Below are 24,701 nucleotides of genomic sequence, written 5' to 3'. Positions count from 1 at the left end.
ACATTTAATGATTCCGCAAGCGCTTCACCGGACACAGGGTAATCCTTACTATATCTACGCCCCCGACTACCGCGATACGTCCTCGGGTGTATGCGTCATGCACTTTCTCTGTCATGCGCTGAACATCAGCGGGCAGGAGGCCTATGTGGTGGGCTGCACGGTGGTCAATCCCAACCTGCGCACACCTGCCTTGACGGACGTGGTACGGCACGTGCACAAGGTCCGAGGGGTGTCGCCCATCGCCGTTTACCCCGAGGTCATCAGCGGAAATCCTCTGGGCAGTCCCGTGGTAGTACGCTACATGCTCAACCGTGACGGCTTCCTCAACGGCCTGGAGGTGGGCGGTCAAAAAAGCGACCTCTATTACTACTACGCCCACGACTTTGCCGACGGCAAGCTCCTGCACGACATGCTCACCCTGCCGACCATCGACTCGACGCTGTTCGCGCCACCCGTGCAGCCGATTGCCCGACGCGGCCACTACCTGTACCTGCATCGGTTCGATGCACAACAGGTGGACTACAGCTTGCTGCCAGCAGATGTACAAGTGCTCAGCCTGAGCAATCCGCGCACCCTCCCAGAGCTCGCCGTGCTGTTCCAGAGCGCACAAACCCTGTACACCTACGAAATTTCGGCCACCTGCACCATGGCGTTGATGTGCGGCTGCCCGGTGATTTATCTGCGCGGCGGCCACGTGCATGAACTGCCGTTCACCGAACATATTGGCGACGCTGGCGCGGCCATGCTCGATGAACCTGGAGGAATCGAGCGCGCACGTCATTCGGTGGGTCTAGCCCGCCAGCGACTTCTGCGCATGGAGGATGAATTCTGGCCTCAACTCAAAGCCTTCATCGGCCATACCCAGCGGGTGGCAGCGGAGCATTCGGCAACCAGCCAAACGCCCAGCGTCCGTGATTGGTTGCTTCATCGCCAGCTTACTCCAGTACAGCGAGCACTCGTCGACGTGCAGCGTAACGCACTTACTGGCCAGACACGCCTGAGCGTGGTCATCAGCGACAACAGCGGCGAATACCGGGCGCTGAGTGACACACTGGAAAGCCTGGCGCTGTGGAGTACCAGCAGCCCACTGCAATTGCGCGTCTATGTCGTCAGTCGACAGCCGCTACCCTCCTTGCTCGCCAGTAATGTTCAGTGGATCGACGGCGAACCCGAGGTCGGATTGCTCAACCAGATTGCCGAGCACGATGACGGCCAATGGTTGCTGCTGATGGAATCGGGCGAGGAGTTACTGCCCAGTGGCTGCGTCATGCTGGATCTCGAATTGCCCGGTGCGCAGGGCTGCCGCATGCTCTACGCCGATGAAATCTATCGCACTCAGGGTGGAGCTAGCCCGGTCCTGCGCCCAGACATGAATCTGGATTACCTGCTGTCGATACCGGCAATAATGGCCCGGCACTGGATCATTCGCCGGGACCTGCTGCTACAGGTCGGTGGTTTCGACAGGCAGCTTCCCAACGCCCTTGAACTCGGCGTCATTCTGCGCCTGATCGAGGCTCACGGCCTCGACGGCATCGGTCACCTGGATGAGCCGCTGGTCATCTGCGATGCCGCTGACATGTCAGCGAACCCTGATGAGGTCGCCCAGATCCGTCGTCATCTCGTCGCGCGTGATTACCCTCAGGCACAAGTTCTGGAAACCCCGCCGCGCCACTATCACATCGACTACAGCCATTCTGGGCAACCTACGGTTTCGATCCTGATTGCGGTACGCGATCAGTTGGACCTGGTACGGCGTTGCGTCGACAGCCTACTGTCGAAGACGCGCTACAGCGCTTTCGAACTGATACTGCTCGATAGCGCCAGTCAGAGTCCTGCGCTGCAGGAGTGGCTCGAACAGCTCGTGGTAGCCGGGCAGGGTTTGATCAAGGTCATTCGCGACGAGGCCGCACTCAATTTCAGCGCGCTATACAATCTCGGCACCCGCCACGCACAGGGCGACTTCCTGCTGTTGCTGAACAATGACTGCGTGGCGTTCGACGAGCAATGGCTGGAACATCTGCTCAACCACGCAATGCGCCCGGAAGTCGGCGTGGTCGCGCCGAAGTTGCTGGACATCGAAGGCAAGCTCGCCCATGCAGGTTATGTATTGGGATTGAACGGCAGCGCTGCCAGTCCCGGAGTCGGCTTGGAGAACAGCGAAGCAGGCTATTTGCAGTACCTGCTGGTGGACCGCGATGTCAGCGCAGTCAGCGGCGCGTGCCTGATGATCAGGCGCGAACTCTTCGAGTCCCTTGGCGGCATGGACGAGTCTGCCTTCGCACTGCGTTTCAATGACCTCGACCTGTGCCTGCGTGCCAGTGCTCAGGGCCTGCTGAACGTCTGGAACGCCCGCGCCCTGGTGGCCTGCGAGCGTGTGGACGGCTGGACCGGTGAGCTACGCAAACCGGATCTGCGTGTACGTCTGCGACAGGACGAAGACAACTTGCATGCTCGCTGGCATGACTCATTGATACGCGACCCTGCTTACAACAAAAATTTGTCGCTGCGAGGCGCAGGCCACGAACTTCCCGCCCTACACGCACTGACTTGGCGTCCACTGAGCTGGCGTCCACTACCCGTCGTCCTGGTGCATCCTGACAGCGAACGTCCACAGCGATGCATCGACACATTCGAGCAGTTGCTTGAGCATGGCCAAGTCGACGGCTGCTCGATACCCGTATTGCTCTCTGGCCCGGAACTGGGACGCTTGAACCCGGATGTCGTGGTGTTCGCGCACGTCGCCGATTCGGCGCGCATTGCGACCGTTGGCACTGATTACGCTCGGCATTCGGCGTTCAAAGTCTTGGAAGTTGAGGAACTGCCCCAGGACGAGCGCGCCTGGCAACTCCTGCATGATGCCCTCGCAGTGGTTGATCGCGTTGTGGTGGCGACTGAGCAACTGGCGCACGATCTGGCGCACATGCACGCGGATGTTCGGGTACGAGCCACGCGTCTGATGCCGCCGTGGCAGAAGCCTTTGATCGCGCGACCCTCGCCAGAAAAACTGCGAATCGGCTGTCCGGTGCAGTTGGAAACGTTGGCAATGGTCGAGCCGATACTACGTGCCTGCGCAGGGCGCGCGCACTGGGTGCTCTGGGGAGACGTACCCGCGCACTTGGCGCCACTGGTCGAGGAAGTCCATCCTCAAGACATAACCTCCCAGCCCGAACTGCTGCACAGCCTGGCGCTCGACCTCGCACTCATTCCCATGCCGCCTGGCGTATCACCCCCCCCGGAGCTGGCCCTGCGCCTAGCTGCCAGTGGCGTGGCGATCATCAGCAATGACGATCAAGCGCAAGTCCGTGATTGGCCGATGACCTTCGTCGTCAACCGCAGTGAGCATTGGATCGAGGCCGTGGACGCCTACCTGCAAGCACCGCAGAACGCCAGGGCAGCAGGGCTACGGCTACGTCAGGTGGTCGAAGGGACAGGCTTCTTCGACGCTGTTCACCGTGAGGTCTGCCTGCGCAGTTGGATGCAATCCTAGCAGCCCTGGATGCGACCCTTGGTAGACGAGCGCTACCAAGGGTCGCCGGGCTGTCAGAGAATCGGCTTCAGCGCGTCACTGGGCCAACTGCCAACGAATGCCTGGGGGTAGCCCGCCTGAAGCGCTGCGCAAGCGCCCTCGTCGGGCATCAACGGCGCGTCATCGAACAGTTGGGCGACCGGTGTCCAGACCACCAGCAACCCATGTTGCGCAGCCTCCAGGCACAGCGCTACGTCGAAGCCCCCTGCGGCCTTCAAACCACCGCAATGATCGAACAAATCGCGGCGTATCAGCATGCAGTCGGCAGAGACCGCTGCACAGCCTCGTACCGTGTCTGGCCAGCGTGCCTCGGCGCAGTCGGCGAGTGCCAGCCCCGACCACGGCGCATGCACCTGCGGCCCTTGCAATAGGTCGAAGCCGGCGTGCACCAGATTCAGCTCGCGCGACAGCAGACAGGCGCCAACGACCCCGACCTCCGGGCGCAGCCCTTCATTGAGCAACGCTTCGATCCACGCGGGTGAAATCACCTCGCAGTACTCTGCCAGCAGCAGCAAGTGCTCACCTTGGGCGTGTTCGGCTGCACTATTCAACAACTCGGAAAGCTCACTGGCCTGGGTGGTCACCAGACGCACACGACTGCCCAGCGATGCCAGGCCGGCGGACAGCGCATCGGCATGCGCGGAGGACGAGGCCACCAATACCTCGTAACGGGGGTAGCGGGTCCGTTGCAAGATGCTGTTCAAGCAGCCCATCAACTGTTGCGGATCGCCCTGCGCCGCGACCAGTATGCTCACCAGTGGCGTGGCTGAATGCCGGTAGTCCAAAGTCAGGCCCGCTTCGCCCCGATCATGCACCTCGCCCCGATAGCCCAAGTCGGTGAGATGGCGTTTGAGACGTGTGGCGGCCTCGGCCTGAAGGCTCGGCCTAGAAACCGACCCCACGACCAAGTACTGATCCATATGAGCCAGGCAACCTTGACCGTGTTGCTCGACCAGACGCAGCAGCAGGTCGAACTCGAACGCTGCACTCAGGCTTTCACTGTACCCTCCCGCATCCAATACCGCCTGACGACGAACGCACCAGTGTCGCGACATCAAACCGGGCTGACTGCGCAAGACAGTCAGGTCGCTGCCTGGACGCACGACCGGGTGCAGGCGCCCTTGGTCGTCGCGCTGTACCTCGTTGGCACACACCGCCAGACACCCAGGCGCCTGCGCTAACTCCTGATGAAGACGTAACAGACCGCCGACCACCAACTCGTCACCGGCATCCAGAAGCATCAGCCACTCGCTGGCAAGCTGGCGCAACAGCTGATTGAGGTGATTGATCCAGTTGTCATCGTTCACCTGGACGAAATGCAGGGTGTCACGTGACGTTGTGATCGCCGGTGGCTTGCCATTCTTGAGCACCACCAGCTTGAACTGCCGCAGGCCACTTGCAAGAAGGCTGTCGAAGCTGGCTTGCAGCGCCAGATCGTCGTTGTGCAGATCGAGGACGACGAAGGTCAGCAGCACGCCGGGACGCTTGGCGATTTCAGCCAGTGCGCGCCGGCGCACACTCTCCTCCGGAAGCGATTCGGCCAACGCGCCGATCACCTGCCCGGAGCGGGTGTCTGCGAGCCAGTCCAGCGCCTGCAAGCCCGGTATCTGCTGCAGGCGCTCGAGCCATTCACCCAGTTCCAGCGCCCGCTGCTCATCTTCTACGCCGGTCAAGGTGGGAACCAGATGACGGCAGACCTGTAGATTGAACAGACCGAGCGCCAGCGCTTTCCAGTAGCGTTGCTGCAAGCTTTCGCGAGTGTCGTTCGGATGTTCGATCAGCAACTCGCGCTGGCGCACCCAGGTACCCTCGAGTGCTTCGCGGTGGGCCTGACCTGTCGGCCAGGCGTGGCAGAGAAACTCCACCTCCGTCAAATCCGCGAACAGAATTGGGTCGTAGTAGGGCAGTTCCACGTACTGGCGAGGCTCGAAAACCCGCTGTGGTTCGCCGATTACCGATACCCACGGCGACGTGAACAACAGCGGCGCATCGGCGTGATCGTAGGTACTTCGCACCAAGTGATTGAGCACCTTGAAGCCGGCTTCATCAATGCACAGTGCGGGGCCTGCGCTATCCCACTGACGCAGCACGCGCACGGTATGTGCCAATTGCTGATCCCGTGCCACCGGCGTCAACCCACAGGTGGCCAGTTCGCAGATCACATCGGTTTGCTGCACCGACGCAATGAAACCCTGAGTCAGCAGGGCATAGGACAATGCCACCTGCCAACCGGCGAAATCCAGCTCTGCAGGCAAGTCCGCCAATACCCGGGTGAGTGCGTCGATCCGCAACACCGCCCGCCAGGCCGACTGACCAGCTAGCGCATACTGGTGCAACCGCCCGCGGCCGCCCTCGCCTTGCGGTGGGTGCACTACAGCACCCACCTTGTGATAGAAGGCTTTGGCATTACCCAGCCGATACGCCAGAGCGTAACCCTGGGCGCCCAAGAATTGGGGGGTCTGGGCCAAGACCTGGACTGCGCGGTCCAGTGCCTGGGGGCGCACGAAATCAGCGTCAAGCGCAAGCATGACGTAAGGACTTTCGAGCTGGCTCAACGCCTGGATCAGTCGCTCACTCAGCACCGCTGGCGTGTTCTGGCCATGCAGGTACTCCAGTGCCACGCAGGCGACTCCAGCGCGTTGGTAGTAATGCAGGGCGCGAGCGCGGTGAGCGGGCTGCTCGTGCCCGAGCAGGATGACTGTCACCTGATCGCGTGAGGCGGTTGCATTTTCAGCCATAGGGCACCTATGAGTAGTGTGTGGAGGCACCGGATGAACCGGCGCCGGACATTCAGTCTGCCAGCCAGGCGTTGGCCCACTGCTGCAGATGGTGAGGCCTGAGCAGGTAGTCTCGCAGTACTGCTTCACGCAAGGCATCGCCCTGTCGGTAGCTCGCTTGCGGATCGGCGAGGTGCATGCGGATAGCTTCCAGCCACTGCGCTGACGTGTTGTCCCTCACTCGCGTACAAGGCAGGTAGCCATCGTAGGCTTTGGTCTGTGTGCAGATCACCGGGAAACCGCAAGCGCCGTACTCGAGCAGCCTTAGATTGCTCTTGCAGTCGTTGAACAGGTTCTGCTCAAGCGGGGCCAAGGCCAGATCGAGGTTGAGACTGGCAAGTTTCTGCGGATACACCGCCAACGGCACACCTTTGTGAAACTCTTTGACATAAGGCCGCAGCACATCTGGACACATGCCGAAGAACACCCAGTCGACCTCTTCGGCCAGGGTGCGAATGACGTCGAGCAGCAGCTCAAGGTCGCCCCGATGGCTGGTGCCGCCAGCCCATCCCACGCGTGGGCGCAGAGTGGTCTGGCGTTCGCTGTGCCTGTCGGCCCACAGGTGAGCGGCAAGCATGTTCGGCACTACGCGGATGTCGTGGTGCATGCCCGAGAGAGCGTCGGCCAAAGGTTGGGTAGAAACCACCAGCCGATCGCATAGGCCAATGCCTTCGCTAACCAACTCGCGCATATTGCTGGGCATGTTGCGCGCATGGGCGTTCTTCTTCGGTACATCGATGATGTAGTCATCGATCTCATAGATTCGCCGCGCATTCGACAAACGCTTGATGCGCTTCATTTCGTCGAGCGACGTGGTGGTGTAGCGGCATTGCAGGATGATGACATCGGGCTGTTCACGCTCGATTTCGATCATTTCCGGCGTGCTGTAGTCCAGGCGACCTTGGATCCATCCGGCCTTTTCCAATTCATGGAAAGGTTGAGCGACACGGTAGTGACCTACTGCAGAGGTGTTGATTGGCAGCCCCAACACCGACGGCAGCACGCGAGCGATGAAGGGGTCCCAACCGCGTCGCTGTCCGGGATCGAGGTTGAAACTGGCCATCTTCAGGCTGAGATTGCGATTGTAGGCCGGATCACGAGCCACCGTGGCTAACCAGCGGCTGTGGAATGTGTCCAGATCCAGCGCCTTGCGTCGACTGTCAGGCGGCACATCGTGTGCGCTGCCCAGGCGCACCAATAGCGCATAGGGGGTCCAGACGCACAGGTAGCCGCGCTCGCGAGCGCGCAAACAGAGGTCGGCGTCGTGCAAGCCAGCGTGCAATGCCTGGTGATCGAAACCCTCGAGCGTCTCGAACAGCTCTCGGCGTATCAGCATGCCATCGAGCGGCAGCGCGCTCCAGTTCTGAGCCGCCTGCAGCCGATGCAGATAACCGCTGCTCTGTGCGGACACACCGACGAACGGGCTACTCACACCACCGTGCAACCCCAATACCAGGCCTGCCCCGAAAACGTTGCCTTCGCGGGTGCACAACTTGGGACCCACCACGCCGACCTCAGGACGTTGTGCCTGAGCCATCATCTCGCTCAACCAATGAGCGTCGAAGGCCACGCAAGCACTGTCGAGCATCAGCAGGTATTGGCCTGAAGCTGCATGACTGGCCTGATTGAAACGCTGCACACGCTCGCCGGCTCCGACGTCCACCACCCGCAACTGAATGCTGCCCAATGCGGCCATCGCCCTACACCACTGGTGCAGCTCGTCTGGGAGGTCATCTGGCGCCACCAGCAACACTTCGAAGGAGGTGTAGAGCGTGTGCTCGAACACGGATTCGACACAGCGCATCGCCGCTGCCAGATCCTGTCCCACATCGACCAGAATCGAAACCAGCGCTGGCGAGTGATGACGATAGTCCACACGACACAAGGCCAGTTCCTGATGCCCGATGACCTGGGCGTCCACGCCCAATCGCGCCAGATGGGCAGCCACGACCTTCGGCGCCTGCGCGACGCAGTCCGGATCGCGCAACCAGCGGTCGATATCCCACTGGCAGTGCACCAGCAACTGATCGATATGCTCGACCACCTGCAGGCCCTGTTGCTCGGCCAAACGCCAGATCAGGTCATGAGCCGCCAGGGGGCCGAAGGTGGTATCGAAACCGCCTGCTGTACGCAATGCCTGACAATCGAACGCTAGCACGCGGCCCACGTAGGGCAGACTGCGCATCAGATCTAGGTTGAAATCGGGTTTGAGGATAGGCGTGTGCGCACGCAAGGTATCGTGCCCACCCTCGTCGGGATACAGACACAGACGCCCGCCCAGTGCCATCCGCTCGGCCATGATGGCCAATGCATGGGGCACAAGGCGATCGCCGGCTCTCAGCAACAGTACCCAGTCGAATTCGTCGGTGGCATCCAGCCGAGCCTGCAACGCCGCGAAGCCGTCGCCGTCATTGCGCACCCGCTCGATCGAGCCGTCCTCGGGCAATGCCAGGGTCTCAGGTGCCAGCACCCAGCAACCAGCCGATTCATACGACTGCGCCTTGAGACTCGTCAGCGTCGTTCGAACAGCGTGCTCTTCACCGTTCTGAGCCCAGATGACCGATACGATGCGCGGGCGTATGGGCCATTGCTCGAAGCGCTTGGGCAATGCGGCTATCTGCGCAGTGGACAGCGCCCGACATTCCAGCCACTGCTCATAGACCTCATCGAAGGACAGGCAGTCAGTGCCCACCTGCTGCTGCTGACGCGCCTGCTGCGCGCCATACAGCCGATTCAGCTCGTACTCGCGCCACGTCGCGTCCGGCGACGCGCTGTACTCGTCCAGTGGCAAATAGCGCACCCAACCAGTGGCAGGTGCAGGTTCGCTGGTACGTGCCGCCAGCATGGCTTTGATCCAATCGGTTTCGCCGTCGAAGGCCATGACCAACCGGGTCTGGTGACTCAAGCGTCCAGGATGCAGACGCTCAAGGCTTAAATACCGCTTGAGATGACCCAGGTCGCCTCGGCGCATCAGACAGATGTAAAGCGCCAGATCCAACCTCGCGACGAAGCCACCCTCCTCCACCAGTGCTGGCAAGTACGCCTGCACCAGGGTTGTACGCATCAGGGCATGGCTGAGCCCACCGAACAGGTTCGGCGCGTAGGTTTCCAGGGCCTCCAGCAGATCCCCGCCATTGATCAGCGCGTCGTCCGGGCAGAGAACCGCATTGAGCATGCGTGAGGGCAGCAAGGCGTCGTCGGCATCGCACAGCATGCGCTGGCAAATGGTCATGCTCACGCCGGCATGCGCCTGCATCAATGCAGCCTGTTGGCTTATGCAATCGGGAAACAGACGATCATCGTCGCACAGGAACTTGATCAGCTCACCACGCGCTTCGCTCAGGCATGCCAGCAGATTGCGACCGAAGCCTAGGGTGCCAGCGTTTCGCGTGTAGCGCACCGCTACACCCGACTGCGCCACCACCTGCTCGACGATATGCTCGATGGCGCCGTCCGTGCTGTCATCGCATACCAGCACCTCCAGGTTCGGGTAGTCCTGCTCGATAGCACTGAGCAACGTGGCGCGGAAGAAGTCTGCGCGGTAGGCAGGGATAACGATGCTGACGAGGGCGGATGGGGTCACAGCGCGGAACCTTGTGAAAGGCCCGCGCGCCGCGCTCACGAGCGCGAGCGCACGGACGACGACGCAGGAGGGATCAGATGTAATTGACCAACGACAAACTGGCGATCTTGGCGTAGGACTGCAGCGAAGCCTGATACATGTTGGTCTGCATCTGCAGGCGCATCATCACCGATGCCGGGTCGCTGTCGCGGATCGAGCTCTGGGTCTTGGCGTTCTCGGTGGTCAGTGCCTCGTTGGTCTCGGACTGCACGTCCAGCGCCGCACCGCGGCCACCGATGCTGCTGATGGACGAGGCGACCTGATCGGACGCGCTGCGGATATTGCCGATCGCCGAATCCAAGGCGGCCTGGAAGTTGCGCTTGGCCGTCGGATCACTGTCTACAGGAGAGCTCAGGGCCGCGCGCAACTGGCCGATGGTGTCGAGTACGTTCTGGGTCTGATGGGTATCGACCTTGATGCCGAACGCGTCACCGGCACTGGGGGTGCCCGATAGTTGGAAGCTCACCCCCGAGGCGGTCGCCGTTGAACCTGACAGCGTTCCGCTGGAAATCGGGCGGCTATTGTCGCTCATGGGTGCGGCGTACAGCTCGAAGTCGGTGGCGCTGGTGAACTTCAAGACCGCACCGCCGCCCGGGAACGAGGCGTTGTACTGGCCCTGGTTGCTGATGGTAGCGCCGGTCACCTGCGCCGAAGAGCTGTTGCCGGGGCTGCGCGTGCCGGCGATGGAGTCGGCCTTGGAGCTCAGGCTGAAGGTGTGCCCTGCGATGGCTGCATCCGGGTTGGCCTGGTCGCCCGGCTTGAGGCTGATGCCCAGACGCAGGTCCACTCCGCGGAAAGAGATCGAAGGGTTGTCGCTCTTGGGGTCGAACTTGCCGCCCTGAGAGGCTTCTAGCGTGACATCGTTGCCACCGGCGTCGAGGATGCGGTACTGGGTGCTGCTGAGAAACTCGATGTTGTAGGGCTCGCCGCCGCGGAAGCGGTCGTTGTAGGTGGCGCTGCCGGACACTTGGCCATCAGACAGGCTCACGCGTCCGTCGTCCACCGCCGGCGAGGTCAGGCGGGTCTGGCTGCGGCTGGTATTGAGCGCCTGTTCGAAGGCGTCGTAACCCGTCTCGTTGGTCGCCAGGCTGAGCATGTCACCGACCTGCAGCTTGAGCTGGCTCTGGTCGCCCTGATAGCTGTAGGTGCCGTCAGCGTTGCGGGCATACGGTGGGGTGTCGCCCTTGGAGCCGGAGAACAGGTACTTGCCGTTCTCGTCACGGCTGTTCATCAGGGAGAACAATTGCTCCTCCAGCGATTTCAGCTCGGCGGCATTGGCCTTGCGGTCGTCGTCGGTGAAGCCGGCGTTGCCGGAACTGACCGCCAGTTCGTTGACACGCTGCAGGATGTTGCTGATGCCGTTGAGCGTGCTCTCTGCCGTGCCCAGCGCGTTGCGCACGTTGGTGGTGTTGGTCTTGTACTGGTCCAGCATGTTCTTCTGCTGATCGAGTTGCAGCAGCCGCGAGGCGCCCACCGGATCGTCGGCGGCGGTACGCACGCGGACCAGATCGGTGGCTTCCTGCTGGGTCTTGACCAGGTTGCCGAAGCTGCGCTGGTTGTTGGTGCTGCTGGTGTTGTAGAACTGCGAAGTGGAAATGCGCACGGTCTACGTCTCCTTCAAAGACTGTTGATCAAGGTGGCGAAGGTGGCCTGGGCCGCCTTGATGATCTGCGAGGACGCGGTGTAGTACTGCTGGAACTTGACCAGGTTGCCGGTCTCTTCATCGATCGACACGCCCGAGACGCTGTCGCGCCCTTCCAGTGCCGACTTCTGCAACGCGTCGGTGGCATCCATGTCCATGCTCGCCTGGCTGGCCTTGCCGCCGACGTTGGACACCAGCTTGGCGTAGGCGTCGGTCATGCTGATACCACGGCCGTCAGCGCCGACGTCCACCGTGGCCTTGGTTTGCAGATCGAGAATCGACTGGGCGTTGCGGTTGTCGGAGGAACCGCCGGCGGTCAGCGACACCGTGAAGTTGTCACCGCTCTTCGGCGCACCCGACACGTCCATCTCGAAAGTGAAATTACGCTGGGTGGCGCCGTCCATGATCGGGTTGCCGGAGCCGTCGACCATCGGCACCGAGAGCTGCAGCTTGTTGCTCTGGCCGGGAATGATGGTGCCGGTGCCGATCGAATTGCCCTTGGCGTCGTACAGGGTGTAGCCCTGGGGCGAGGCGGAGTCGTCGCCGAACACCAGTTTGACCGGCGTGGAGTACTTCAGGCCCGTCTGCAACTGCGCGCGGTCGGTGGCATTGTAGATGTCCAGCTTGGAGGTCAGGGTCGGCTGGTTGACCAGCCCGGTGCCCTGGTTGCCCGCGCCGTTGACCACGCTCAGTGGCGAGGACATGGCCAGGCGCTTGGGGTCGGTGAGCACCGCCTGCATACCGGCAGCGGCATTGCGCGTCGGGGTGATCTTGAAACTGTCACCCGCGGACACCGCGCCGCCGTTGAGCGACAGGCTGAAACCTTCGATCACCTTGGGCGGGTTATCGGTGAGGTCGAAATTGCCCATGTCGGTGCCATCGGGCAGCTTGCGCACGTTGTAGCCGGTGGCGCTGGTGAAGGTCACCTGGTAATCGCTGGTGCCGAGCTTGCCGCTGTCCTTGATGGTCACATCGAGGTTGCCGGAACCGGCGCTGTTGCCTTGTCGGGCGATGCTGCGCTCGCTGACGGCCTTGGCGCTGTTGATGTCGCCGAACAGCAGCGCGCCGAACTCGCCGTTCTTGTCGATGCCCTGCCCCAGTTGGCTGTTGATCGCGTCGGAGATCACCAGCGCCACGCGGCCCAGCTCGTTGAGCGCCGGGTCCAGGGTTTCCTTGCGGTAACGCAGCAGGCCGCCGAGCTCACCGCCGGTGGTGGACGCGGTGATGTCCATCTTGGTGCTGCCACGGTTGATGACCAGGCTCATGCGCGTGGGATCGTCGCGCCCCGGCGCCACTTCCAGGGCCTGGGTGGTCTTGCCGAGCACCAGCGCCTGGCCGTTGGGCAAGTAGATGTCGTAGTTGCCTTCGCGCTCGACCACCTGGGTGCCGACCAGCTTGTTCAGTTCGCGCACCGCACCGTCGCGCTGATCGAGCAGGTCGTTGGGCTGGCCCTGGATCGCCGAGACACGGGAAATCTGCTCGTTGAACTGGGCGATGGTGGTGGTGAGCTTGTTCACCTGGTCGGCCATCGACGCCATGTTGGCGTTGAGGTTGGTGTTCTGTTGATTGAGCTGCGAGGACAGGCTGTTGAAGCGCTTGGCCAAGGTCTGCGCGCCGGTCAGCAGCAATTGCCGCGAGGCGTCCTCGTTGGGCTTGGCCGCCGCGTCCTGCATGGCGTTGAAGAAGCCCTTCAGCGCTGCGGTGATGCCGGTGTCGGCACTCGACAGCGCCGTATCGAGCGGAGCGATCTGCTTGAGGTACGAGGTGGTGTCGCTGGACAACGAGGTGGTGGTGCGCAGCTGGTTCTCGAGGAAGGCGTTGTACACCCGGCGCACGTCGGCCAGGGTCGTGCCGCTGCCCATGAAGACCGTGCCGGTCTGCTGCGAGCCCTTGGTCTTCTGCACGATCTGCTGGCGAGAGTAGCTGTCCACATCGGCGTTGGCGATGTTGTTACCCAGGGTATGCAACCCCGATTGCGCGGCGCCCAGCCCGGACATGCCAATGTTGATCAAGCTCGCCATGTTTCGCTGCCCTTAAAGTTGCGTGGTGGTCCCGAGCATTGCGTAGCTCGTGTCCGACTTCATTTGTCGTGCGATCTGCGAGATCTTGCTGGCGTAGTTGGGGTCGGTGGCATACCCCGCCTTCTGCAGCTCTCGCACGAACTGTTCCGGTTTATCGGCTGCGTTCACCGCAGCTTGATAGCGCGAATTGTTCTGTAACAGGCTGACCAGGTCGTGGAAGCTGTCCTGGTACGACGCGTAGGAGCGGAACGCCGCCGTCTCCTTGACGAACTGGCCGTCACGAAACTCGCTGGTGATCGCCCGCGCCTCGCCGCCCTGCCAGTTGCCGGTGGCCTTGATGCCGAACAGGTTGTGACTGCTGCTGCCGTCGGGGTTGCGCATGACCGACTTGCCCCAGCCGGTTTCCAGGGCCGCCTGGGCCACCAGATAGCGCGGATCGATGCCGATGCGCTTGGCGGCCTGCTCGGCCATCGGCAGCATGGTGGCGATGAAAGCGTCGCTGTCGGCGAACGCTTTCTTCGGCGCCAGCGGTGGCTGGGCCACGGCGCGGCCGAGGATCTGCAGGTCACGCCCGGGCGCGGCGAACGCTTGCGCCGGTTCCCAGTCGCCAGTGGCCACGCCGCCGGGGGGAATGTCGCCACGTTGCGGCAGTGCCGCTGCGTTGCCAGCCGCCGCAGGCGCGCTCGCCGACGGCACGATGCCGGCCAACAGGCGATCGGTGAGTTTGCCGGGCAGCGACAGGCGCCGCGCATTGAGCGCCGCCACGTCGTTGCGGGTCGCCGTGGACTCCATCGCCTGCGGCGCGGCGACCACCTTGGTGCCCCACAGCGCCGGCGCATTACCGTCCACGCGCGGGAACGGACTGGTGTTGGGGCGCGCGGCCTTGTTCTTCGACAGCTGGCGCACCAGCACGTCCTGCAGACCGATACCGCCGCCCTCGCGGGACATGCTCACGGACAACTGCTGGTCGTACATGTCGCGGTACTGCTTCACCGTCTCGGTGTTCATCGGGTCGTCGGCCGCCATGACATCGCCCGCCTTGCGCGAGGCCTTGAGCATCTCGCCGATGAACAGCGATTCGAACTCCTGGGCCACCTTGCGGATGTTGCCCTCGCTGTCGCGGTCGCCGTGCTTGAGCGAACTCAGGCGATTGAGGTCGGTGTAGGCGCCGCTGTCGGCGCTGCCGGAGACCAGGCTCTTGGGGGTCATCGCCAGGCTCCTCAGATCACGATCAGGTCGGCTTGCAAGGCACCGGCCTGTTTCAGGGCTTCGAGGATCGCCATCAGATCACCCGGCGCCGCGCCGACCTGGTTCACCGCACGGACGATCTCGTCCAGCGTGGTGCCCGGGCCGAACTTGAACATCGGCTTGGCTTCCTGCTGCGCATTGACCCGCGAGCGCGGCACCACGGCGGTCTGGCCGTTGGACAGCGGCCCCGGCTGGCTGACGATCGGGTCTTCGGTGATGGTCACGGTCAGGCTGCCGTGGGTGACGGCGGCGGGCGAGACTTTCACGTTCTGGCCGATCACGATGGTGCCGGTACGCGAGTTGATGATGACCTTGGCCACGGCCTGGCCGGGATCGATCTCCAGGTTCTCCAGGATCGACAGGTAGTCCACGCGCTGGCTGGGGTCCATCGGCGCGCTGACGCGTACCGATCCGCCGTCCAATGCCTGGGCCACGCCCGGGCCGAGCAGCTCGTTGACCTTGTCGACGATGCGCTTGGCCGTGGTGAAGTCAGGGCGGTTGAGGTTCAGGGTCAGGGTATTGCCTTGGTTGAAGCCGCTCGGCACCGCGCGCTCGACCGAGGCGCCGCCGGGAATGCGTCCGGCCGACGGCACGTTGACGGTGATCTTGGAGCCGTCGCGACCTTCGGCGTCGAAGCCACCGACCACCAGGTTGCCCTGGGCGATGGCATAGACGTTGCCGTCGATACCCTTGAGTGGCGTCATCAGCAGGCTGCCGCCGCGCAGGCTCTTGGAGTTACCGATCGAGGACACGGTGATGTCGATCACCTGCCCCGGCTTGGCGAACGCCGGCAGGTCGGCATGCACCGACACCGCCGCGACGTTCTTGAGCTGCACGTTGCCCGATCCCGGCGGCACCTTGATGCCGAACTGCGAGAGCATGTTGTTGAAGGTCTGCAGGGTGAACGGCGTCTGGGTGGTCTGGTCACCGGTGCCGTTGAGCCCCACCACCAGCCCGTAGCCGATCAGCTGGTTGGCGCGCACGCCGGAAATGCTGGCGATGTCCTTCAGCCGTTCGGCCTGGGCGGCGACGGCGAAGGTCAGGAGCAAGGTCGCGGCAATCAACTGCCTGGCGTTGAACATGGTCATCCGTACTCAGAAGGGCCAAAGCGGGCTCATGAAGAAGCGGTCCAGCCACCCGGGCTGGCTGGCGTCGGCGAAGGAGCCGGTGCCCGAATAGGTGATGCGCGCGTCGGCCACACGGGTGGACGGCACGGTGTTGTCGGTGGCGATGTCGTCGGCACGCACCAGCCCGGCAATGCGCACCAGCTCTTCGCCGGTGTTCAGGGTCATCCACTTCTCGCCGCGCACGGCGATGATGCCGTTGGGCAGCACCTCGGCCACGGTCACGGTGACCGAGCCGGTCAGGGTGTTGCCCTGGCTGGCCTGGCTGGCGCCCTTGGTGGTGCGATCGCCGTTGTAGCCGGCATTGAGCGACAGGTCGCCACCGCCGAACGGGTTGTTGGTGTTCGGGGTGGTGCCGAACAACGAGGTCAGACCGAGGTTGGCCTTGCTGTTCTTCTGCAACTGCGAACCGGCATTCTTGCTCGCCGAGGTGCGCTCGTTGAGGGTGATGGTGATGATGTCACCGACCCGGAACGCCTTGCGGTCGCCATACATGTTCTGTTCGAACCCGGCCTGGTAGATCGAACCGTTGTTGGCCGCCGACGGCAGCGGGGTGCGTGGCAGCACGGGCGCATAGTACGGGTCGTTGGGCTTGGCCGACGGTGCGACGCAGCCGGCCAGCAACACGGCACCACCCAGGGCGACGACGGACAACAGACGATTCATGACGCTTACCTCACGGTGTAACGGGCGCTGCCACGGCAGCCGGGTCGCTAGAGCCAGGGCTCAGAGTTTCTGGGTGACGAACGACAGCATCTGGTCGGCGGTGGAGATGACCTTGGAGTTCATCTCGTAGGCACGCTGGGTGGTGATCATGTTCACCAGTTCTTCCACGGTGCTGACGTTGGAGTTCTCCAAGGTCTGCTGCAGCGTGGTACCCAGCCCGTTCAGGCCCGGGGTGCCCACCTGCGGCGCGCCGCTGGCGGCGGTCTCGAAGAACAGGTTGCTGCCGATCGCCTGCAGGCCGGCCGGGTTGATGAAGTCGGCGGTCTGGATGTTGCCGATGATCTGCGCGGCCGGGTTGCCGGGCACAGTGATCGACACGGTGCCGTCCTGGCCGACGGTGAAGGTCTGCGCCTCCGGCGGCACGACGATGGCGGGCTCCAGGGCGAAACCGTTGGCGGTGACGATCTGGCCGTCCGAATTGAGGTGGAAGGTGCCGTCACGGGTATAGGAAACGGTGCCATCAGGCTGCAGGACCTGGAAGAACCCCCGGCCGTTGACGGCCAGGTCCAGCGGGTTCTCGGTGGTCTGCAAGCTGCCGGTCTGGAAGTTCTTCTGGGTGCCGACGACGCGCACACCGGTACCGACCTGCAGACCCGACGGCAGCTCGCTGTCCTGGGTCGACTGGGCGCCAGGCTGACGCTTGGTCTGGTACAGCAGGTCCTGGAACTCGGCACGGTCGCGCTTGAAGCCAGTGGTCGAGACGTTGGCCAGGTTGTTGGAGATGACCGACAGGTTGGTGTCCTGTGCGGAGAGGCCGGTTTTAGCGACCCAAAGAGCCGGAAGCATTCAGTGTTCTCCTCGTGCGCCTGTTTTACGGCACCCGTTCAAAGGTAATTAGCCGAGTTGCAAGACCCGAGCCATGGCTTGGTCGCCTTCTTCGGCGGCCTTCATCATCTTGACGTGCAGTTCGAACTGACGGGACAGCGCCAGCACCGAGGTCATTTCTTCCACGGCATTGACGTTGCTGCCCTGAAGGAAACCCGAGACCACGCGCACGTTGGCATCGGCATCGGCCGGCTGGCCGCTGTTGGTGTGGATCAATCCATCCAGGCCTTTATGCATGGCCTTGATGTCCGGGTTCACCAGCTTGATGCGGTCCACTTCGGCCATGACCCGCGGATCTTCACCCATGGCGCGAATGCTGATGGTGCCGTCGTCACCCACTTCGACTTTCTGCTCAGGCGGAATGGCGATCGGTCCGCCGTTGCCCATCACCGCCATGCCATTGCCGGCACGCAGCACGCCGAGCGCGTCGATGTTCAGGCTGCCGGTGCGCACGTAAGCTTCGCTGCCGTCCGGCGCCTGCACGGCCATGAAACCGTTGCCGCTGACCGCCACGTCCAGGTCACGACCGGTTTCGATCAACGGGCCTGCACTGAAGTCGGTGGCGGGCCGCTCGCTCATGGCGAAGGCACGCGCCGGAAAGCTGTCGCCGAACACGGGCATCGAACGCGCCTGTTCCAGGTCGCGCTGAAAGCCGTTGGTGGAAACGTTCGCCAGGTTGTTGGCATGCGCCTTCTGCGCCACCGCGTTCTGGGCGGCGCCGGTCATGGCGACGTAAAGCATCTTGTCCACAGTCATCCTCCGCTGCACTGGCGATCGATTGCCGCTCACCGTTGCTGTGCAGGCTGTAAAGCAAGTTCCGAACCAACTTTCCAGAATTCGCTAAAAAGCCCGTGGACACGGGCTTTCGAGGGATCGGAGCAGTGGTTGGATGTCGGTTATCCGGCGCGGCTTTGCCGCCGGTGGCAAGGGGGTGCCAAAAGTTCGAGAGCCGCGAAGCCGCCCTCAGCGGTCACGGCATCCGCCATTGTCATAGGGCCCGGCGAAGCGCTTCCAGCCCTCCCCTGGCGACCACTGCGAGCACACCAGACGTCCGTCTACCTGACTCTCCCAGCGCCACCAGGGCGCGGTGCCGGCCTGGGCCTGCAGCAGGCACAGCCCGGCAAGCAGCGCGACTGCGACTTTCCTCATGATCACTCCTGCACAAACGACGAGCCCCTTCAAGGCAAAGGGGCTCGGATCACTACGCTCGATCGAAGACCATCAGGTCATCTGGATGATGGTCTGCATGATGGTGCTTTCGGTGGAGATGGTCTTGGCGTTGGCCTGGTAGTTGCTCTGCGCCTTGACCAGCTCGACCAGTTCCTGCGTCAGGTTGACGTTCGAGGCTTCCAGGGAGTTGGACTCCACCGAACCCAGGGTGCCGGTCTTCGGCGCATCGACACCCGGAATGCCGGAAGCGAAAGTTTCCTTCCAGCGGGTACCGCCGATCTGCTGCAGCCCCTGGTCGTTGGCGAAGCTGGCGATGGCCACTTGGCCGATTGCACGCGACTGCTGGTTGCTGAAGCTGGCGAACATCACCCCCGAGGAGTCGATCGACAGGCTCGACAGGATGCCGGTGGCGTAACCGTCCTGGCTCTGCGACATGCGCGCGGTCTCGGTGTTGTACGAGGTGGTGCTGTTCATCGACAGGCGCATGCCGTCGGTGTTGCCGCTCGAACCGTTGCTCGCCCAGTTACCGGAGGCGTCCTTGGACGCCGGGATCCAGCCCTTGAGGCTGAAGGTGTTGTTGGTCACGCTCCAGTTCGCGGCAGGCACGCTGGTGTTGTCGGTGGCCATGGCCTTGATGCTGCCGTCGGCATTGAATTCCATGGTACCGGTCAGCGGCGCGGCACTGGTCGGATCGAGCGGGTTGCGACCATCAACCAAGGTATACATGGTCCACTCGTTGGTGCCAGTCTTGCGATAGAACTGCTCCATCGTGTGTTCGTTGCCCTGGTTATCGTAGACCTTGGTCGGGAACGATTTGGTGTAGGTGGTCTGGTCGGCCGGGTCGAACGGCTTGTTCGGCACCATCACCGGCGGCGTAGCGCCGTTGGACACTTCCAGGGGAATGGTGTCGGCGGAGGAGTTCAGGTTGATGCCCTGATCGATCAGGGTGGTCGCCTTGGGCGCCAGTGCCGAGGTGTCGATCTTCAGATTGGTGAGGATGCCCTTCTGGATCTTGCCGGTGCTGTCGGCGGCGTAGCCTTGCAGGTTCAAACCGTCGGAGGTGACCACGTTGCTGTTCTTGTCGGTGCGGAACGCACCGGCACGGGTATAGCTAAGCGAGCCGTTGTCCGAGAGCACGAAGTAGCCCTGGCCCTGGATGCCCATGTCCAGCACGTTGCCGGTATTGTTCACGTCACCCTGGGTGAACTGCTGCGAGACGGCGGCCAGGCGCACGCCATTGCCGATCTGGTTCTTGCCCACGCCCAGACGGTTGGCGCCGGCATAGACGTCGGCGAACTCGGCGCGCGACGACTTGAAGCCGGTAGTGTTGACGTTGGCGATGTTGTTGCCGGTGACGTCCAGTTGCTTGTTGGCTGCGTAGAGACCGCTAAGGCCGATATTGAAAGACATGTAGTGCTCCTTCTGCCGAACAGACCGGCCTTAGATTCCGATGGTTTGTACTTTGGAGATGCCGACCTTGCCGATGCCGGCGAGGTTGAGCATCATCTCGCCGCCCGCACCGGCGACAGTGACGCTGGTGACCGTGGCCGGCAGCAGGGTGTACATCTGCTGGGCCTTGCCATCGACGGTGGTGGTGGCGCTGAAGCTGTAGTTGCCGGCAGCGACCTTCTCGCCTTTGTCGTTGGTGCCGTCCCAGATGAAGTCGGCATTGCCCTTGTTCTGCGCGCCGAGGTCGATGGTCTTGACCACGTTGCCGTCCTTGTCCTTGATGGTGATCTTGCCGTTGTCGATGTTCTGCGGCACCACCACCTGGCCATTGAGGCTCTTGCTAGGGTCGATCATGGCCTTGTCGTTCTGCACGATCACCGAGCGACCGACCAGCGAGGACGCCTGCAGGGCCTGAGAGGAACCCATTGCACTGGTAATGCCATTGACCGACTGGTTGAGGGTCTGGATGCCCTCCAGGCTGCTGAACTGCGCCAACTGCGAGACGAACTCGCTGTTGTCCTGCGGGTCGAGGGGGTTCTGGTGCTGCATCTGGGTGACCAGCAACTGCAGGAAGGCATCTTTGCCGAGCGCGTTCTTGTCGGTCGACTCGGTGGTGTTCTTCTTGGTGTTGGCAGTGGTGCTCACGCCCGAATTGGCGAGGACTTCATTGAGGTTCGTGGCCATGTCTTACACTCCGTGATCACTGACCCAGGGTCAGGACCTTCTGCATCATGGTCTTGGCGGTGTTCATCAGCTCGGCGTTGGTCTGGAACGCACGGCTGGCGGAGATCATGTCAGCCATCTCCTCGACCACGTTGACGTTGGGGTAGTAGACGTAGCCGTCCTTGTTCGCCGCCGGGTGGTTGGGCTCGTAGCGAGCCTCCAGATTGCTCTGGTCCTCGATGATGCCCTTGACCTGCACGCCCTGGCCGGCCTGCCCCTGATCCTCGAACAGCGACTGGCTGCCGCCGTTCTGCGCCTGCTCGAAGGTGGTGGCGAACACCGGGTGGCGGGCACGGTAGGTCTGGTCGATGCTCGAGGACACGGTCTCGGCGTTGGCGATGTTGGAAGCGACGGTGTTCAGGCGCGTGTTCTGCGCACTCATGCCGCTACCGGCGATATTGAAGACACTGGCAAGGGACATGGTCACTCTCCGCGCAGGGCCGATACCAGCCCTTTGAATTTACTGTTGAGCAAGGTGAAGCTGGCCTGGAAGTCGATGGCGTTCTGCGTGTAGTTCGACTGTTCCATATGGGCATCGACGGTGTTCTGGTCGATCGACGGCTGCATCGGCGTGCGGTACTTGAGCGTGTCGTCGGCCAGCGCCATGCCTTCGGCCTCGATGTGTCGGCTGTTGGTGCGCTGCAACGACACCCGCTCTTCGGTGCGCTTGCCGGACTCACCGGCCAGTACCGAGGCGAAGTCCAGGTCGCGAGCCTTGTAGCCGGGGGTGTCGGCGTTGGCGATGTTGTTGGCCAGCACCTCGGCGCGCTGGGCGCGCAGACCCAATGCCTTTTCGTGGATGCCGAGGGCGTTGTCGAAGCTGATGCTCATGTCGGGGAACCTTCGAAGGTTGACCAGCGTTGCGTTGGCCAAGATATAGCAAGGGCTGTGCCAACACGCTACAGCCCAGCAATGCCGGGCATTGAACCTTTAGCGAGGGGTTTGGCCTGCCAGAAAAGCGGCAAGGGGTTTCCGCTTCATGGCGGCGAAGCGGCAAAAGCGCAGCGGCAACGGCGGCAATCCAAAAAATTGACGTGATCGCGCAGAACGAAAAAACCGGCGTCTTTCGACACCGGCTTTTTCATCACTTGGCCTGGTAGATGATCCCCGGACTGCACTGGACCATCTGGTAATGATCCGGCAAGCCGTTCAGCGCTTCGGAGGCGCCGAGGAACAGATAGCCACCCGGTTTGAGGGTGGCATGAATGCGCATGAGGATGTCTTTCTTCACCTGGGCGGAGAAGTAGATCAACACGTTGCGGCAGAACACGATGTCGAACTTGCCCAGCGACGCGTAGCTGTCGAGCAGGTTGAACGAGCGGAACTCGACGCGACTGCGAATCGGCGGCTTGACCGCCCAGCGGCCCGGGCCTTTCGGGTCGAAGTAGCGCTGCAGGCGTTCCTGGGACAGGCCACGGGCGATGGCCAGGCTGTCGTACTCGCCGGTTTTGCAGTTGTTCAGCATGGCGCCGGAGAGGTCGGTGGCAACGATCTGCGCCCCCATCTTCAACTGGCCAAGATTGCTGCGCTCGAATTCGTCGATGGCCATCGACAGCGAATACGGCTCCTGACCCGACGAACACGCCGCCGACCAGATGCGCAGGCGCTGCCCCGGGTTGGCACGGATGAACTCCGGGATGACCCGGCTCTTGAGCACCTCGAACGGATAGGTGTCGCGAAACCACAGGGTTTCGTTGGTGGTCATGGCATCGACGACCTGCTCGCGCAGACCGCTGCGTGGCTGGGTCTGAATGCGCTGCACCAGCTCGCCGAGGCTCTTGATGCCCTGCTGCTCCATCAACTTGTTGAGACGGCTGGACACCAGATACTGCTTATTTTCGCCCAGCAGGATGCCACAGGCTTTCTCCAGGAAGACCCTGAACTGTTCGAAATCCAAATTACCCGTAGACAATGCTGCCGCCTCTTTTCAATCGCTTGCGCCGGGGGCGAACCCCCGACAGTTTCAGTGCGTCGCCTTGATCCGGTCGACCACGCGGTGGGCCAGGTCATCCGGCCTGAACTTGGCCAGGAAGTCATCAGCACCGACTTTCTTGACCATCGCCTGGTTGAACACGCCCGACAGCGAAGTATGCAGGAGGATGTGCAGCTTTTGCATGCGTGGATCGCTGCGAATCTCGGCAGTGAGGGTATAGCCGTCCATCTCCGGCATTTCAATGTCGGAAATCATCATCAGGAATTCTTCTTCCGGACGCTTGCCCTCATCGACCAGCTTGCGCAGGTAGTCGAGCGCCTGACGGCCATCGTTGAGTGCCACCACTTCCACGCCCACGGTCTGCAGACAACGGCTGACCTGCTTGCGTGCCACCGACGAGTCATCGACCGTCAGCACCCGCAGCAACACGGCCTTGTCCTGCACGTCGGCATCCACCACGCCGGCCGAGACCGACTCCGACGACGGCGCCACTTCGGCCAGCACCTTCTCCACGTCGATGATCTCGACCATGCGATTGTCCACACGGGTGACCGCCGTGAGGTAGTGATCGCGGCCGGTGCCCTTGGGTGGCGGATGGATTTCTTCCCAGTTCATGTTGACGATGCGCTCGACCGAGTGCACCAGGAAGCCCTGGGTCTTGGTGTTGTATTCGGTGATGATCACGAAACTGTTGCGCGTCTCTTCCTTCAGGCCCGGCAGACCGGTGGCCATCGACAGGTCGAGAATGGGAATGGTCGCCCCGCGAATGTTCGCCACGCCACGCACCACCGCATGTGACTTGGGCAACAGGGTCAGGTCCGGGCACTGCAGCACCTCCCGCACCTTGAACACGTTGATGCCGTAGAGTTGATCGCCATTGAGACGGAACAACAGCAGCTCCAGGCGATTCTGTCCAACCAGCTGTGTGCGCTGGTTGACCGAATCCATAACGCCAGCCATGCCAGACTCCTTATGTTTTTCTGCTTGCTAGACAACAAGTCGGCACGGGCTTTGCTTTTTTGAGCCCATGTACACGAAAACGACATTTTTCCGACGACCGACACGCCTCGTGGCCCTTTTTCTGGCCACCGCTTGCCTGTTCGCGTCCGGCGCTCGCACGCTGGCGGATTCGTTTACCTTGCCTGAACAACTTATCGGTGTCACCCAAGGGTTTCTTGAGTTCACCGTCGAAGATTATCTGAGCCGCACGCAGACCCCTGGGCGTTATGACATCCAGGTCAACAGCCTCGACCCGCGCCTGCGCATGCCGCTGTGCAGCCAGTCGCTGGACGCCTCGCTGGAAAGTCCGGCACAGCCACTGGGGCGAGTGACGGTGCGGGTACGCTGTGACGGCGAAGCGCCGTGGACCGTGTTCGTGCCGGCGCAGGTCAAGCTGCTGCGCGACGTGGTGGTCATGACCCGCCCGCTCAAGCGCGAAAGCGTGATCGGCGAAGGCGACGTGACCCTGCGCGAGCGCGACGTCAGCAGCCTGGGCCAAGGGTTCATCAGCGACCTCGATCAAGCCGTGGGCATGAAGCTGTTGCGCCCCACCGTGATGGACCAGGTGCTCACCTTGCAGCAGTTGGAGCAGGCCGAAGTGATTCGCAAGGGCGACCAGGTGGTGATCACCGCCCGCAGCGGCGGCCTGAGCGTGAGAATGCCGGGGGAGGCGCTGGCCAAAGGCGGCCTGACCGAGCAGATCCGCGTGCGCAACCTCAATTCCAAGCGGGTGGTCAAGGCCACGGTGATCGGACCGGGCCAGGTCGAGGTGCCTATGTAACGGGTGGGGGACTGGCGGCAAGGAACCGCCTTTCCTAAACTGGGTCAGAAATCGGGATGCGCGCCTGTACTGACGGACGGCAAAACTTTTATGCCTAAAGTTTGCTCCGGGTTAGCCGAAACAAAGGCAAGCGTC

18 protein-coding genes are annotated in these 24,701 nt (G+C 62.5%); 2 read left to right on the top strand and 16 right to left on the bottom strand.

Features of this window, described 5'->3' with window-relative positions:
* Nucleotides 1-97: 97 nt before the first annotated feature.
* Entirely contained in the window at nt 98-3,487 is a 3,390-nt protein-coding gene (locus ACK2SD_RS08770) for a glycosyltransferase (RefSeq protein WP_412461901.1), read from the top strand.
* A 53-nt stretch (nt 3,488-3,540) separates the two neighbouring features.
* Here ACK2SD_RS08770 and ACK2SD_RS08765 read toward each other — a convergent pair whose 3' ends face one another.
* The 16 genes from ACK2SD_RS08765 to ACK2SD_RS08690 form a co-directional block, all read right to left on the bottom strand.
* On the bottom strand, nt 3,541-6,264 hold the full coding sequence (locus tag ACK2SD_RS08765; RefSeq protein ID WP_412461900.1) for a glycosyltransferase family 2 protein: 2,724 nt from the start codon (nt 6,262-6,264) through the stop codon (nt 3,541-3,543).
* Nucleotides 6,265-6,316: 52 nt separating this feature from the next.
* Nucleotides 6,317-9,886: a glycosyltransferase gene (locus tag ACK2SD_RS08760; RefSeq protein WP_412461899.1), complete on the bottom strand. Its 3,570-nt coding sequence runs from the start codon at nt 9,884-9,886 to the stop codon at nt 6,317-6,319.
* Nucleotides 9,887-9,959: 73 nt separating this feature from the next.
* The gene (locus tag ACK2SD_RS08755) at nt 9,960-11,528 is read right to left on the bottom strand and encodes a flagellar hook-associated protein 3 (RefSeq protein WP_412461898.1); all 1,569 of its coding nucleotides are present in this window, start codon (nt 11,526-11,528) and stop codon (nt 9,960-9,962) included.
* Between the two features lie 14 nt (nt 11,529-11,542).
* Nucleotides 11,543-13,588 carry a flagellar hook-associated protein FlgK gene (gene flgK / locus ACK2SD_RS08750; protein WP_412461897.1) on the bottom strand — a complete coding sequence of 682 codons (2,046 nt, stop codon included), beginning with the start codon at nt 13,586-13,588 and terminating at the stop codon, nt 11,543-11,545.
* A 12-nt stretch (nt 13,589-13,600) separates the two neighbouring features.
* A complete protein-coding gene (flgJ, locus tag ACK2SD_RS08745) occupies nt 13,601-14,797 on the bottom strand; it encodes a flagellar assembly peptidoglycan hydrolase FlgJ (protein ID WP_412461896.1) in 1,197 nt (398 codons plus the stop codon).
* Between the two features lie 11 nt (nt 14,798-14,808).
* Nucleotides 14,809-15,918 (bottom strand): flagellar basal body P-ring protein FlgI, encoded by a 1,110-nt coding sequence (locus tag ACK2SD_RS08740; protein ID WP_039583238.1) that lies wholly within the window; start codon nt 15,916-15,918, stop codon nt 14,809-14,811.
* 12 nt (nt 15,919-15,930) lie between these two features.
* Nucleotides 15,931-16,626 carry a flagellar basal body L-ring protein FlgH gene (flgH, locus tag ACK2SD_RS08735; RefSeq protein WP_039578982.1) on the bottom strand — a complete coding sequence of 232 codons (696 nt, stop codon included), beginning with the start codon at nt 16,624-16,626 and terminating at the stop codon, nt 15,931-15,933.
* A 60-nt stretch (nt 16,627-16,686) separates the two neighbouring features.
* Nucleotides 16,687-17,472, bottom strand: a complete 786-nt coding sequence (gene flgG, locus ACK2SD_RS08730) for a flagellar basal-body rod protein FlgG (RefSeq protein ID WP_029612435.1) — start codon at nt 17,470-17,472, stop codon at nt 16,687-16,689.
* A 48-nt stretch (nt 17,473-17,520) separates the two neighbouring features.
* Nucleotides 17,521-18,261, bottom strand: a complete 741-nt coding sequence (locus tag ACK2SD_RS08725) for a flagellar basal body rod protein FlgF (RefSeq protein WP_039578983.1) — start codon at nt 18,259-18,261, stop codon at nt 17,521-17,523.
* Nucleotides 18,262-18,474: 213 nt separating this feature from the next.
* Entirely contained in the window at nt 18,475-18,660 is a 186-nt protein-coding gene (locus ACK2SD_RS08720; RefSeq protein ID WP_039578985.1) for a hypothetical protein, read from the bottom strand.
* 72 nt (nt 18,661-18,732) lie between these two features.
* The gene (flgE, locus tag ACK2SD_RS08715; protein WP_412461895.1) at nt 18,733-20,091 is read right to left on the bottom strand and encodes a flagellar hook protein FlgE; all 1,359 of its coding nucleotides are present in this window, start codon (nt 20,089-20,091) and stop codon (nt 18,733-18,735) included.
* Between the two features lie 30 nt (nt 20,092-20,121).
* On the bottom strand, nt 20,122-20,814 hold the full coding sequence (flgD, locus tag ACK2SD_RS08710) for a flagellar hook assembly protein FlgD (protein ID WP_295482391.1): 693 nt from the start codon (nt 20,812-20,814) through the stop codon (nt 20,122-20,124).
* A gap of 16 nt (nt 20,815-20,830) precedes the next feature.
* Nucleotides 20,831-21,274, bottom strand: coding sequence for a flagellar basal body rod protein FlgC (flgC, locus tag ACK2SD_RS08705; protein WP_029612437.1), 444 nt, complete (start codon nt 21,272-21,274; stop codon nt 20,831-20,833).
* 2 nt (nt 21,275-21,276) lie between these two features.
* Nucleotides 21,277-21,684 carry a flagellar basal body rod protein FlgB gene (flgB, locus tag ACK2SD_RS08700; protein WP_029612438.1) on the bottom strand — a complete coding sequence of 136 codons (408 nt, stop codon included), beginning with the start codon at nt 21,682-21,684 and terminating at the stop codon, nt 21,277-21,279.
* 253 nt (nt 21,685-21,937) lie between these two features.
* The gene (gene cheR / locus ACK2SD_RS08695; RefSeq protein ID WP_029612439.1) at nt 21,938-22,765 is read right to left on the bottom strand and encodes a protein-glutamate O-methyltransferase CheR; all 828 of its coding nucleotides are present in this window, start codon (nt 22,763-22,765) and stop codon (nt 21,938-21,940) included.
* A gap of 51 nt (nt 22,766-22,816) precedes the next feature.
* Entirely contained in the window at nt 22,817-23,746 is a 930-nt protein-coding gene (locus ACK2SD_RS08690) for a chemotaxis protein CheV (RefSeq protein ID WP_029612440.1), read from the bottom strand.
* Between the two features lie 67 nt (nt 23,747-23,813).
* Here ACK2SD_RS08690 and flgA point away from each other — a divergent pair, with 67 nt between their 5' ends.
* A complete protein-coding gene (gene flgA, locus ACK2SD_RS08685) occupies nt 23,814-24,566 on the top strand; it encodes a flagellar basal body P-ring formation chaperone FlgA (protein ID WP_412461894.1) in 753 nt (250 codons plus the stop codon).
* The last annotated feature ends 135 nt before the right edge of the window (nt 24,567-24,701 follow it).

Source organism: Pseudomonas sp. SC11, from assembly GCF_047039205.1.
GTDB lineage: Bacteria > Pseudomonadota > Gammaproteobacteria > Pseudomonadales > Pseudomonadaceae > Aquipseudomonas > Aquipseudomonas boreofloridensis.
The sequence above is the reverse complement of the archived record's forward strand: the minus strand, read 5'-3'. Positions and strand labels throughout refer to the sequence as shown.

What these genes read in the sequence shown, in the direction of transcription:
- flgE (WP_412461895.1), bottom strand. Translation starts at nt 20,091, where the DNA reads ATGTCTTTCAATATCGGCCTTAGCGGTCTCTACGCAGCCAACAAGCAA.
- ACK2SD_RS08690 (WP_029612440.1), bottom strand. Translation starts at nt 23,746, where the DNA reads ATGGCTGGCGTTATGGATTCGGTCAACCAGCGCACACAGCTGGTTGGA.
- flgC (WP_029612437.1), bottom strand. Translation starts at nt 21,274, where the DNA reads ATGTCCCTTGCCAGTGTCTTCAATATCGCCGGTAGCGGCATGAGTGCG.
- flgB (WP_029612438.1), bottom strand. Translation starts at nt 21,684, where the DNA reads ATGAGCATCAGCTTCGACAACGCCCTCGGCATCCACGAAAAGGCATTG.
- ACK2SD_RS08770 (WP_412461901.1), top strand. Translation starts at nt 98, where the DNA reads ATGCACTTTCTCTGTCATGCGCTGAACATCAGCGGGCAGGAGGCCTAT.
- flgD (WP_295482391.1), bottom strand. Translation starts at nt 20,814, where the DNA reads ATGGCCACGAACCTCAATGAAGTCCTCGCCAATTCGGGCGTGAGCACC.
- flgJ (WP_412461896.1), bottom strand. Translation starts at nt 14,797, where the DNA reads ATGACCCCCAAGAGCCTGGTCTCCGGCAGCGCCGACAGCGGCGCCTAC.
- ACK2SD_RS08765 (WP_412461900.1), bottom strand. Translation starts at nt 6,264, where the DNA reads ATGGCTGAAAATGCAACCGCCTCACGCGATCAGGTGACAGTCATCCTG.
- flgK (WP_412461897.1), bottom strand. Translation starts at nt 13,588, where the DNA reads ATGGCGAGCTTGATCAACATTGGCATGTCCGGGCTGGGCGCCGCGCAA.
- flgH (WP_039578982.1), bottom strand. Translation starts at nt 16,626, where the DNA reads ATGAATCGTCTGTTGTCCGTCGTCGCCCTGGGTGGTGCCGTGTTGCTG.
- flgA (WP_412461894.1), top strand. Translation starts at nt 23,814, where the DNA reads ATGTACACGAAAACGACATTTTTCCGACGACCGACACGCCTCGTGGCC.
- ACK2SD_RS08740 (WP_039583238.1), bottom strand. Translation starts at nt 15,918, where the DNA reads ATGTTCAACGCCAGGCAGTTGATTGCCGCGACCTTGCTCCTGACCTTC.
- flgG (WP_029612435.1), bottom strand. Translation starts at nt 17,472, where the DNA reads ATGCTTCCGGCTCTTTGGGTCGCTAAAACCGGCCTCTCCGCACAGGAC.
- ACK2SD_RS08720 (WP_039578985.1), bottom strand. Translation starts at nt 18,660, where the DNA reads ATGAGGAAAGTCGCAGTCGCGCTGCTTGCCGGGCTGTGCCTGCTGCAG.